At 72.5% G+C, this 12042-nt stretch carries 11 protein-coding genes; 1 reads left to right on the forward strand and 10 read right to left on the reverse strand.

Translation table 11 applies throughout. The annotated features are described in order from the left end of the window. Positions 1-6: 6 nt before the first annotated feature. Positions 7-138, reverse strand: a complete 132-nt coding sequence (locus KGD84_RS23125; protein ID WP_255646754.1) for a hypothetical protein — start codon at positions 136-138, stop codon at positions 7-9. Beyond that, entirely contained in the window at positions 135-395 is a 261-nt protein-coding gene (locus KGD84_RS23130) for a hypothetical protein (protein WP_220562492.1), read from the reverse strand. The genes KGD84_RS23125 and KGD84_RS23130 overlap by 4 nt, the downstream gene beginning before the upstream one ends. Positions 396-761: 366 nt before the next feature. On the opposite strand from KGD84_RS23130, the gene ileS reads away from it, so the two are divergent. Continuing rightward, a complete protein-coding gene (gene ileS / locus KGD84_RS23135; RefSeq protein WP_220562493.1) occupies positions 762-3965 on the forward strand; it encodes an isoleucine--tRNA ligase in 3204 nt (1067 codons plus the stop codon). A 61-nt stretch (positions 3966-4026) separates the two neighbouring features. Here ileS and KGD84_RS23140 read toward each other — a convergent pair whose 3' ends face one another. The 8 genes from KGD84_RS23140 to KGD84_RS23175 all read right to left on the reverse strand — a co-directional run bounded on the left by KGD84_RS23140 (position 4027) and on the right by KGD84_RS23175 (position 12035). Beyond that, on the reverse strand, positions 4027-5655 hold the full coding sequence (locus KGD84_RS23140; RefSeq protein WP_220562494.1) for a putative sodium/potassium/calcium exchanger: 1629 nt from the start codon (positions 5653-5655) through the stop codon (positions 4027-4029). A 64-nt stretch (positions 5656-5719) separates the two neighbouring features. Further along, entirely contained in the window at positions 5720-6571 is an 852-nt protein-coding gene (locus tag KGD84_RS23145; RefSeq protein WP_220565256.1) for a DivIVA domain-containing protein, read from the reverse strand. Positions 6572-6702: 131 nt separating this feature from the next. After that, the gene (locus KGD84_RS23150) at positions 6703-7002 is read right to left on the reverse strand and encodes a YggT family protein (RefSeq protein ID WP_220562495.1); all 300 of its coding nucleotides are present in this window, start codon (positions 7000-7002) and stop codon (positions 6703-6705) included. Positions 7003-7039: 37 nt separating this feature from the next. After that, positions 7040-7570 (reverse strand): cell division protein SepF, encoded by a 531-nt coding sequence (locus tag KGD84_RS23155; RefSeq protein ID WP_220562496.1) that lies wholly within the window; start codon positions 7568-7570, stop codon positions 7040-7042. 135 nt (positions 7571-7705) lie between these two features. Continuing rightward, positions 7706-8431: a YggS family pyridoxal phosphate-dependent enzyme gene (locus KGD84_RS23160; RefSeq protein ID WP_220562497.1), complete on the reverse strand. Its 726-nt coding sequence runs from the start codon at positions 8429-8431 to the stop codon at positions 7706-7708. Positions 8432-8482: 51 nt separating this feature from the next. After that, positions 8483-9208: a peptidoglycan editing factor PgeF gene (gene pgeF / locus KGD84_RS23165; protein WP_220562498.1), complete on the reverse strand. Its 726-nt coding sequence runs from the start codon at positions 9206-9208 to the stop codon at positions 8483-8485. Positions 9209-9340: 132 nt separating this feature from the next. Continuing rightward, positions 9341-10780 carry a cell division protein FtsZ gene (ftsZ, locus tag KGD84_RS23170; RefSeq protein ID WP_220562499.1) on the reverse strand — a complete coding sequence of 480 codons (1440 nt, stop codon included), beginning with the start codon at positions 10778-10780 and terminating at the stop codon, positions 9341-9343. A gap of 493 nt (positions 10781-11273) precedes the next feature. Next, a complete protein-coding gene (locus tag KGD84_RS23175) occupies positions 11274-12035 on the reverse strand; it encodes a cell division protein FtsQ/DivIB (protein WP_255646755.1) in 762 nt (253 codons plus the stop codon). Between the last annotated feature and the right edge of the window lie 7 nt (positions 12036-12042).

The following is a 12042-nucleotide window of genomic DNA, read 5'->3' on the forward strand; positions in this document are numbered from 1 at the left end:
CGGCGGTCACTCGGCGGCGGCGACGATGCCTCCGGCCCTCTCGGCCACCGGCCGCCCCGCCCGGATCCCCGCCGGGCGGTCGGCGTCCGGGCTCTCCGGGTGCTCCCGGGCGATGAGGCCGCGATGGGCGGCGGTCACTCGGCGGCGGCGAAGCCGCCGTAGTCCTCGGCCAGCGCCGCCAGGTGGGGTTCGTCGAACACCGCCGGGCCGCCGTGCGGGCCGGTGCGCACCTCGATCACCCAGTCGGCGTCCTCGGCGTCGTCCTCCCCCGCCAGCATGTCCCGGTGCACCAGGCACGGTTCGTAGCCCTGCTCCAGGAGCTGTTCGGCCAGCTCCTCGGCGTCGTCCCGGTCCGCAAGCGTCACCAGGACGGTTCCGCGCACGTTCTCCGCCACCCGCCTCCGCCCTCCCCGTCGAAAAAGCGCGGGGCGCCGCCCCCGCGCTGCGTTATCCTGTGCCCAGGTGTCGATGGGGACGAGTAGTGCCGGCCCCGACCGGACGGACACAGCTTAGAAGCGGTCGACGTGTCCGAGCGACCCGGGGGCGGTGGGAGCCCGGGGGTACGACCGGCACGAAGATCACCCCGGAACCGCCGGAAGAACAGGGCCGACGCCCCCAGTAGAACCGGCAGACGTGAACGAAGTGGGACCCGTCCCGGCCGCCCTCGCGCGGACCGGACCGGCGGCGTCCAAGGAGGGTGGTACCGCGGGGCCCCGGCCTCGTCCCTCCGTCAGGAACGACCCTGATGGAAAGGTACGACGGTGGCCAACGAGTCCCGGCCGAGCGCGTCCCGCGCACTCCCCCAGCTGCCCGCGCAGATCGACCTGCCCGCGATGGAGCGCGAGATCCTCGACCGCTGGTCGAAGGAGAACGTCTTCCAGCGCTCCCTCGACCAGACCCGAGGCGGCCCCAACTGGGTCTTCTACGAGGGTCCCCCCACCGCCAACGGCCAGCCCGGCGTGCACCACGTCGAGGCCCGCGCGTTCAAGGACGTCTTCCCGCGCTTCCGCACCATGCGCGGCTACCACGTCGACCGCAAGGCCGGGTGGGACTGCCACGGCCTGCCCGTCGAGGTGGCCGTGGAGAAGGAGCTGGGCCTGTCCGGCAAGAAGGACATCGAGTCCTTCGGCATCGCCGAGTTCAACGCCCGCTGCCGCGAGTCCGTGCTGCGCAACGTCGACGCGTTCACCGCGATGACCGAGCGCATGGGCTACTGGGTGAACATGGACGACGCCTACCGCACCATGGACCCCCAGTACGTGGAGTCGGTGTGGTGGGCGCTCAAGCAGATCTGGGACAAGGGCCTGCTGGTCCGCGACTTCCGGATCAGCCCCTACTGCCCGCGCTGCGGCACCACCCTGTCCGACCACGAGCTGGCCCAGGGCTACGAGACCGTCACCGACCCGTCGGTGTACGTGCGCTTCCCGGTGACGTCCGGGCCGCTGGCCTCGCCCGAGCACCCCACCTCGCTGCTGGTGTGGACGACCACCCCGTGGACCCTGGTGTCCAACACGGCGGTGGCGGTCCACCCCGACGTGGAGTACGTGGTGGCCACCGACGGGAACGAGCGCCTGCTGCTGGCCCGGCCGCTGTTCGAGAAGGTCCTGGGCGAGGGCTGGGAGCTGACCGGAGAGTCCTTCGAGGGCGACGAGATGGAGCGCTGGACCTACCAGCGCCCCTTCGACCTGGTGGCCTTCGACGAGCCCGCCCACTACGTGGTGCTCGCCGACTACGTGACCGTCGAGGACGGCACCGGCCTGGTGCACCAGTCGCCCGCGTTCGGCGCCGACGACATGGCGGTGTGCCGCGCCTACGGGCTGCCGATGGTGAACCCCGTCCGCCCGGACGGCACCTTCGAGGCCGACCTGGACCTGGTCGGCGGGGTGTTCTTCAAGGACGCCGACAAGACGCTGGTGCGCGACCTCAAGGACCGGGGCCTGCTGTTCCGGCACCTGGCCTACGAGCACTCCTACCCGCACTGCTGGCGCTGCCACACGGCGCTGCTGTACTACGCGGTGCCGTCCTGGTACATCCGCACCACCGCGGTCAAGGACGAGCTGCTGGCACAGAACCAGGCCACCAACTGGGTGCCGGAGAATGTCAAGGAGGGCCGCTTCGGCGAGTGGCTGCGCAACAACGTCGACTGGGCGCTGTCGCGCAACCGCTACTGGGGCACCCCGCTGCCGGTCTGGGAGTTCCCCGACGGGCGGCAGATCTGCGTGGGCTCGCTGGCGGAGCTGAGCGAGCTCAGCGGCAAGGACCTGTCGAACCTCGACCCGCACCGGCCGTTCGTGGACGACATCGTCATCCCCGACCCGGACGCCGACCCGTCCCTGCCCGAGGAGCAGCGGGTGGCCCGGCGGGTGCCCGAGGTGATCGACGCCTGGTTCGACTCGGGGTCGATGCCGTTCGCCCAGTGGGGCGCGCCGCACGTCAACGCGGAGGTGTTCCGGGAGAACTTCCCGGCGCAGTACATCTCCGAGGCGATCGACCAGACCCGCGGCTGGTTCTACTCGCTGCTGGCGGTCAACACGCTGGTGCACGACCGCAACGCGTTCGAGAACGTGGTGGTGCTCGGCCACATCCTCGCCGAGGACGGCCGCAAGATGAGCAAGCACCTGGGCAACGTCATGGAGCCCATCCCGGTGATGGACCGGCACGGCGCCGACGCGCTGCGGTGGTTCATGCTGGCCAGCGGTTCGCCGTGGACCGCCCGCCGGGTGGGGCACGCCGCGCTGGAGGAGATCGTCCGCAAGGTGCTGCTGACGTACTACAGCACCGTGTCGTTCTTCACCCTGTACGCCAACGCCGGCGGGGGCTGGGACCACTCCCGGCTGGCCGACGCCCCGGCCCCGCAGGACCGGCCGCTGCTGGACCGGTGGCTGCTGTCCGAGCTCAACGAGGTCGTGCGGGACGTCACCGAGGCCCTGGAGGCCTTCGACACGACGACGGCGGGCCGGCGCCTGACGGCGTTCGTCGACGACATCTCGAACTGGTACGTGCGCCGGTCGCGCCGCCGGTTCTGGGGCGGCGCGGACACCCCCGAGGGCGCGGCGGCGTTCGCGACGCTGTTCGAGGCCCTGGAGACCGTGACGCTGCTGATGGCGCCGGTGGTGCCGTTCCTGACCGACCACGTGTGGACGGCGCTGCGCCGGCCCGACGCCCCGGAGTCGGTGCACCTGGCCTCGTGGCCCGAGGTCCGCGAGGACCTGGTCGACCCGGAGCTGTCGGCGCACATGGCGCTGACCCGCCGCCTGGTGGAGCTGGGCCGCTCGGCCCGGGTGGACTCGGCGGTGCGCACCCGCCAGCCGCTGGCGCGGGCCCTGGTGGGCGCCGCCGGGTTCGCGGACCTGCCCGCGCAGCTGCGGGAGCAGATCGCCGACGAGCTGAACGTGGCGTCGCTGGAGTCGCTGTCGACGGTCGGCGGCGACCTGGTGGACTACCTGGTCAAGCCGAACTTCCGGGCGCTGGGCAAGCGGTTCGCCAAGCGGACCCCGCTGGTCGCCCGGGCGATCGGCGCGGCGGACCCGGCGGAGCTGGTGCGCCAGGTGCGCGACACCGGGTGGGCGCAGGTCCGGGTCGAGGACGAGCCGGTGGAGGTCAGCGCCGACGAGGTGCTGGTCACCGAGCAGCCGCGCGAGGGCTGGGCGGTCGCCTCCGGTGCGGGCGAGACCGTGGCCCTGGACCTGGAGCTGACACCGGAGCTGCGCCGCGCGGGCCTGGCCCGCGAGATGGTGCGCATGCTCCAGGAGGCCCGCAAGCAGAGCGGCCTGGACGTGTCGGACCGCATCCACGTGTGGTGGGCGGCCACCGACGAGTCCACCGCGCAGGCGCTGGACGAGCACGCCGCGGCCATCGCCGGCGAGGTGCTGGCGGACGCGTTCACCGCGGGCGAGATCGGCGCGGACCTGCACCGCACCGAGTCGGAGGAGTTCGGGGTGGCCTTCGGCTTCCGCAGGGCCTGACCGAACGCGACGGGCGCCGCCCCCACCGGGGGACGGCGCCCGTCGTCGTTGTCGCCGGGTGTCAGTCGCGGGTGAAGGCCGCCGTGGCGTCGGGGTCCTCGTTGTCCTGGGGCCTGCGGTAGGTGAACACGGCCGTGGTCTCGGTGTCGTCGCCGCGCTGCGGGATGCTGTAGGAGAAGGACTCGGGCTCCTCGGGCGCGTCCCCGCGCTCCGCGGACTCCCCGTCACCGGCGTCCCCGTCGCCCCGCGGAGAGCCGTCGGCGGCGTCCTCCGCCGCGTCCTCACCCGACCGGTCGGCGTCGTCGGAGTCCTCGGCGTCCGCCGCGGCGGCCTCCTGTGCCTCGGAGTCCCGCGCGTCCCCGTCGTCCCCGTCGCGCTGCGGAATGCTGTAGGAGAAGGGCTCGGACTCCTCCGCCTCGTCCCCGCGCTCCGCGGACTCCCCGTCACCGGCGTCCCCGTCGCCCCGCGGAGAGCCGTCGGCGGCGTCCTCCGCCGCCTCGTCGCGCGCCGGTTCGGCCGCGTCGGAGTCCTCGGTGTCACGGACACCGGTGTCGGTGTCCGGCTCGGCGGTGGCCTCGTCCTCGCCACGGGTCCCGGAGACGGCGGCGGCCTCGTCGGTCTCACCGGCCTCGACCGAGTCCGCGCCGGGCGCGCCGGGCTCCTCCGCCCCGCGCACGTCGTCCGCGTCGTCGGCGTCCTCACGCCGGTCGGACCACGAGGGCTCGGAGTCGGCCTCGTCGTCCTCCTCGTCCGAGGCCCGCTCGCGCTCGGCGCCAGTGTCCTCGTCCGTTCCGGAGGCTGCGGCCCGCTCGTCCGCGTCGTCGGCCGTGTGCCGTACGGGCCGGGTGTCCTCGGCTTCGGGGGCGGTGGCCTCCTGCTCCCCGGGCGCCTCGGCGTCGTCATCGGCCGTCGCGGACTCGTGCCGGTCGAACCAGGAGGGCTCCGCCCCGGTGTCATCGCCGGTCCCGGAGACCGCGGCCTGGACGACCTGCTCCTCCGCGTCGTCGTCGGCGGTCTCACGCCTGTTGAACCAGGAGAGTTCGGCCCCGGTGTCATCGCCGGTCTCAGAGACGGCGGTCTGGGCGACCTGCTCCTCCGCGTCGTCGTCGGCGGTCTCACGCCGGTCGAACCAGGAGAGCCCGGTGTCGTCGTGGGAATCCTCGGGGGCCTCGGCCCGCGCGGCCGCGGGCTCGGGGGCCGGGTCCCGCGTGTCCTCACCGGGGTGGTGGGCGGGCCGGGGGTCGGCGGGGGCGGGTGCCTGCTCTTCGCGGGAGCCGTGCTCGACCGCGGTGGAGGCGGACGGGGCGGGGGCAGGCGCCACCGTGTCCGGTTCCGGCCACTCACGGGCCGTGGGTGTCTGCCAGCGCGGCAGATCGTACTCCGGCTCCCCCGGTCCGGAGTCCTCCGTCCAGGCGCGGGGTTCCCGCACCGGCTCGGGAGCCGGTGCGGGTACGCGCCCGGAGTGCTCCGGCGCCACGTGCACGGCCGCGGGAACGGACGACTTCCCCAAACCGTCCGTTCGATCCGCTCGGGTCCTCCCCTGGATGAGGGCGCCCACCAGGAGCAGCACGCTCACACCGGCCAACCCCAGGGCGATGAACACCAGGGTGGTCTCGGCGAACACCAGGGCTGCCACGATGACGGCGATGGCCGCCAGCACCGCGACGGATGCGAGGACGCTGAGGATCACGGGTCGACCAGGACCTTTACACGTTGCCGGAGTCTTCAGTTGTGGAGCCTACCGCCGACCGGGGTCAGCGACGCTCGTGCGGGGCCTCGCCCGGGTGGAAACCGCCGTGCTGGACGGGCTCGGGCTGGCCGAAGGGGTTGCCGCCGGGGCCGCCGTGCTGCAGCGCCGGGGTGGGACCGGTCGGCGGGGCCATCGTCTGGAAGCCGCCCGTGGTGTTCGGGTTCGGCTGCTCGATGCCCGCGCCCTCCTCCAGCTCGCGCAGCTGGCGCTCGAAGTAGTCCTTCAGGCGGCTGCGGTACTCGCGCTCGAAGTCCTTGAGCACGTTGACCTTGTGCTCCAGCTCCTCGCGCTGCTGGACGAGGCTGCCCATGACCTGGCGGTGGCGCTCCTGGGCGTCCCGGTCGAGGTTCTCCGAGCGGACGCGGGCCTCGCCGATGATCTGCTCCGCCTGGCGGCGGGCCTTGCCGAGGATGTCCTCGGACTCGTGGCGGGCGCGGCCCAGGGTCTCGTCGGCCTCGCGGCGGGCGTCGGAGATGGCCTGGTCGGCGGTCTGCTGGGCCAGGGCCAGGACGCGGGCGGCCGTGTCCATGTTCTCCTCGCCGCCCATGCCCATGTGCATGGGGGCGGGCGCCTGGGGCTGGGGCTCGACGACGGCCTGAGGCGGCTGGACGGGCTCGGGGCGGGGCGGCTCGGGCTGCTCCTGGGGCTGCTGGAAGTCCTGCATCCCGGCGTTGGGCACCTTGCCGCGCAGGCACTCGGCGAGCTTGCCGCGCAGTTCCTCGTTCTCCTGGATCAGCCGGTCCAGCTCGGACTCGACCTCGTCGAGAAAGGCATCGACCTCTTCTTCGTCGTAGCCCGGCCGGAGCCGGGTCGTGCTGAACTGCTTGTTCCGCACATCAGCGGGTGTCAGCGGCATGTTCGTCTCCTTGGCGCGCTTGGAGTCCATCCGTAGGGACGCTACCTGATCGTGACCTTACGGCAATCCGGATCATGACCAAGACCACATAACGGAATCGGGGGCGACTTTTTTCGCCCCCGACGCCTGCTCTAGGCGACCGAGAGTGCCAGGCTTCCCAGCAGGCTCGCGGCGATCGACAGGCCCAGGAACAGCACCAGGACGCTCAGGTCGAGCGCGATGCTGCCGAGCCGGACGGGCTTGATGAACCTGCGCAGGAAACGCAGCGGCGGGTCGGTGAGCGTGTACACGATCTCGGCGATCACGAGCAGGAACCCCGAGGGGCGCCAGTCCCTGGAGAAGGACTGCACCATCTCCAGCACGACGCGCGCGAGCAGTACGAAGACGTACAGTCGCAGCGCGATGACCAGCACGGACAGGACGATACTCACGGTCTATTCGACCCAATCTCTGGACAAATCCGATGGTCTAGCTCTGATTGAAGAACCCTCGCTCAGCGATCCGCGCCTTGTCTTCCGCGGTCACCTCGACGTTGGCCGGGGACAGTAGGAACACCTTGTTGGTCACGCGTTCGATACTGCCATGCAGACCGAAGATCAGACCAGCCGCGAAGTCGACCAGACGCTTGGCGTCGCTGTCGACCATCTCGGTCAGGTTCATGATCACCGGCGTACCCTCCCGGAAGTGCTCTCCGATCGTACGCGCCTCGTTGTACGTGCGCGGATGGAGCGTGGTGATCCTCGCGAGGTCGGCGGTGGAGGCAGAGGTCGTGGTCGTGCCACCGCGCCGTTCACCCGTGCCCGAGTGGTCGCCGGTGTCGTTCACGTCCTCGCCCCGTGTTCCCTCGCCGTGCGGGGAGTCGGCTCCGCGTTCGCGGTGCTCCTCCACGCCCTCGTCGAAATCATCGAACTCATCATATTCGTCCGCATAGCGGTGATCGTAACGGTCGTCCTCCACGAGGCCGAGGTAGACCGCCATCTTGCGCATCGCGCCGGCCATCTCATGTCCTCCGTCGTCCCCGCGGCCTGCACCGCAGCCGACTCCTCCGTACCGCCCCGTCTTCCCTGGTGCAACGGGGTGTGACGCCCTTTCGGGCGAACTCCACAGACGGGTTCCAAGGTCTATGTGGGGACATTACCCCACGATCGGCCCGCGATCGCCGAGCAACGCCGCACCGAGCCGAAGGTGTGTCGCGCCACGCTCGATCGCGGCCTCCAGGTCCCCGCTCATACCCGCGGACACCATCGTGGCCCGAGGATAACGATCACGAATGAGACACGCGACCTCATAAAGACGACCGAAAGCCTCATAAGGGTCGCCCTCGCGGGGCGCCACGGCCATCACACCGCCGAGTTCGAGCGCCTCGTGCTCGTCGATCCGGGCGGCCAGCTCCGCCGCGTCGGCGGGGTCGACCCCGCCGCGCGGGCCCAGCACGCCCGCCTGCGAGTCGTCGTCGAGGTTGACCTGGACCAGGCAGGTGAGGCGGCGCTCGGCGGCCGCGGCCCGGTCGCCCAGCGCGCGGGCGAGCTTCGCCCGGTCCACCGAGTGGACGACGTCGGCGTAGGAGGCCACCGACCTGGCCTTGTTGGTCTGCAACTGGCCGATGAAGTGCCAGGTCAGGTCGAGGTCGGCGGTGGCGGCGGCCTTGGGGGCGGCCTCCTGGTCGCGGTTCTCCCCCATGTCGGCCAGGCCGAGCGAGGCGAGGATGCGCACGTCCTCGGCGGGGCGGGTCTTGGTGACCGCGATCAGCGACACCTCCGCGGGGTCCCGGTCGGCCTTGTGGCAGGCCGCCTCGACGCGGGCGCGGGCCGCCGCGAGGTTCTCCTTGATCCGCTCGACGCGGGCCGGGTCGTGTGACACGTCGTCCTCATCCATCTCTCGGTCTCGCCGGTCCGTGCGGTCCGGTCCGGTTCAGTCCTGTTCCTGCCAGACGAACGACGCGAACCGCCCGGTGGGGGCACCGCCCCGGTGCGAGAACAGCTCGGGCGTCTCCAGGGTGCAGCGGCCGTCGGCCCGGATGTCGGTGACCCCGGCGCGGCGCAGCTGCGCGGTGACGGCGGCGACCATGTCGACCCCGGGGGTGCCCCGGCGGGTGGTGGAGGCGGCCTCGGGGGTGTCGCGGGCGGTCTCGTCCCGCAGCCCGGCCGGGACCTCGTAGCACTTGCCGCAGATGGAGGGGCCGAGGAGGACGGTGGTGCTCCCGGGGCGGGCACCGTGGTCGGCCATGGCGGCGATGAGGTTGGCGGCCACACCGCGGGCGGTGCCCAGGCGGCCGGAGTGGGCGGCGCCCAGGACGCCGCGTTCGCCGTCGGCCGCCAGGACGGGCAGGCAGTCGGCGGCCAGGGAGGCCAGGACCAGGCCGGGGGTGGTGGTGACGACGCCGTCGCAGGTCCCGACTGCGCCGGGGGCGTCGGCGACCAGGACGTCGGCGCTGTGCACCTGGTCCATCCAGACGACGCGGTCGGCGTCGAAACCGAGGTTCCGCGCGGCGGTGCGCCGGTTGGCCAGCACCGTCTCCCGGTCGTCCCCCGTCCCCAGGCCCATGTTGAGCGAGTCGTAGGGCGGGGGGCTGATCCCGCCGTGGCGCTCGGTGACGGCGGCACGGACCCCGTGCCCGAGGTCGACGATGGTGCCCATCCCTGTGACCGCTGTCCTTCCCTCGGCCCGGTCGGGACGGCGCGGTGGACGCCGGCCCCCGGAGCGGCGACGGCCCCGCCCACCCGGGTCGGGGCCGCTGACACGTCGATGGTACCGGGGTGTCGGTCCGCGCTACTTCAGGAAGTCGGGGATGTCCAGGTCGTCCGGCTCCTCGAACACGACCCGGCGCCGGGGCGTGGGGACGTCGGCGCGCCGTTCGGCGACCGACTCCGAGACCACGTGGACGGGCCGGGGCTCGTCGGCGTGCTCCTCCCGGGCCGGGGCCGGCTCGGGCTCGGCCGGCGCGGCCTCGGCGAACCGGTCGTGGGCCGGGGCCTGCGGTTCCGGCTCGGGCTGCGGCTCGGGCTCGGTCACCGCGACCGGCTCGGGCTCGACCGGGGCCGCCGGGGCCGGTTCCCAGGCCGGCGGCGGGGTCTGCTGCGCACGGGCCGGCTCGGCGCTGTGCCGGCCGCCGAGCCACGGCAGTTTCTCGGCCGACGCCCCGGCCGCGTCCGCGGCGGGGGGCGTGGACGCCCCCTGTCCGCCGGTCGCGGCGCCCGCCGTGGGGGCGACGGCCTTAGGAGGGTCCACCGGCTCGCGCCGGTGCAGCGCGGGCCCGGTGACCTCGGGTTCGTCGAAGCCCGCCGCGATGACGGTCACCCGGACCTCGTCGCCCAGGGCGTCGTCGATGACGGCGCCGAAGATGATGTTGGCCTCGGGGGCCGCGGAGTTGGAGACGAGCTGTGCCGCCTCGTTGATCTCGAACAGCCCCAGGTCGGAGCCGCCCTGGATGGACAGCAGGACGCCGTGGGCGCCGTCGATGCTGGCCTCCAGCAGCGGGGACGAGATGGCCATTTCCGCGGCGGCCACCGCACGGTCGTCGCCGCGCGCCGAGCCGATGCCCATGAGCGCGGAGCCGGCCCCGGACATGACCGACTTGACGTCGGCGAAGTCCAGGTTGATGAGGCCGGGCGTGGTGATCAGGTCGGTGATGCCCTGGACACCGGAGAGCAGCACCTGGTCGGCCGCCTTGAAGGCGTCCAGGACGCTGACCTGCCGGTCGGAGATGGAGAGCAGCCGGTCGTTGGGAATCACGATGAGTGTGTCGACCTCCTCACGGAGCATCGCTATCCCCGACTCGGCCTGGGTGGCACGCCGCTTGCCCTCGAAGCCGAAGGGGCGGGTGACCACACCGATGGTGAGGGCCCCCAGGGATCGGGCGATGTTGGCGACCACGGGCGCGCCGCCCGTACCGGTGCCGCCGCCCTCACCCGCGGTGACGAAGACCATGTCGGCCCCCTTGAGGACCTCCTCGATCTCCTCCCGGTGGTCCTCGGCGGCCTTGCGGCCGACGTCGGGGTTGGCTCCGGCTCCCAGGCCGCGGGTGAGTTCACGGCCGACGTCCAGCTTGACGTCGGCGTCACTCATCAGCAGCGCCTGGGCATCGGTATTGATCGCGATGAACTCGACGCCCTTGAGCCCCTCTTCGATCATTCGGTTGACGGCGTTGACACCGCCGCCGCCGATACCGACGACTTTGATGACCGCGAGGTAGTTCTGCGGTGCTGCCACGACGAGGGGCCTTTCCGCTCGCATACGCCGTTCCCTCCCGTGTCCGGCGGTGGTGTCCGCCGGGCCGGTGGGTTCGGCTCCGGTTCTACAGTGTGCGTTTCGGGTTCTCCGACGGGGCGTCCCAGGACGCCGGCGCGGGGGACCCGGGACCGCGTGAACCGTGGGGTGCCGAACCGGGGAGGCTCTGTGCCTCCCCCGGGTCCGGCGGGAGAAATACGGTTCCCGCGTACCCCGAAAAGCGTGTTCTGTACTTTGTTGACGGTGGTCGTGACTCTCGACAGTAAGCCGACCGCCCACCACCGGCAACCGATGACTGCTTCAGCCTAACGTCGTATAACACGAGGAAGCGATGTGCTGACTCGGCGCGTCGCGTCTGGAATGTCCCCGCGTCGTGTCCGCACCCCCTCCCGAGGGGGCCGCCGGCCCTCCGGAGGCGGCCACCGGTCCGGCTTCGTCCGGCTTTGCCGTCCTTTCCCGGGGCCTGACCGCCGCTTCACCGGACGATGGCCAGGTCGGGGGTGGAGAGGTCGTACACGACGCCGTCCCCCGGAGGGTGCTCGCGCATCAGCACGCGCAGGATCTCGCTCTTGTCGCCGGTGCCCTCGGCGGTCCCCCATTCGATGACGGCGCCCTCGCTGATCTCGATCCGGATGGCGTCGGGGTCGGTGGCGTCGATGAGCCGGATGCGGGCCAGCAGCGAGTCGGGGGCGGACTCGACGATGGCCGCGGCGGCCCGGACGGCGTCGTTCCCCTCGATCTCGCCGGTGACCCGGACCAGCGGGTGGGTGCCGGGCCGGGACGGCGAGTCCTCGATGCGGACGCCGTCGCGGTCGACGAGCCGGTACTCCTCCCCCACCCGCACCGCGAGCAGGGGCCGGCGTTCGACGACCTCGACCCGCAGGGTGGCGGGCCAGCCCCGGGTGACCGTGGCCGACTCCACGAGGGCGAGGTCGCCGACCCGGTCGGCGCCCGCCTCCAGGTCCACCCGGATGAGGGGGGTCCCGGTGGGGACGTCGACGGCGGCGACGACCTCCTCGCGTCCGACCCGGTCCAGCCCGGTCACGGCCACGTCGCGCACCACGAGCAGGCGCGAGCCCAGGAGTATCCAGGTGACGACGCAGACCAGGGCGACCACCAGGAGGGCCACGAAGGCGACCTTCCAGGGGTCGGACCGCTCACGCGCCGCCGCGGCGGCGGGTGGCCGCGCGGTCCCGGTCCCGGTGCCGCCGTCCGCTCCGTCGTGGTCTGCCCTCACCCGTGTC

This window comes from Nocardiopsis changdeensis, from assembly GCF_018316655.1.
GTDB lineage: Bacteria > Actinomycetota > Actinomycetes > Streptosporangiales > Streptosporangiaceae > Nocardiopsis > Nocardiopsis changdeensis.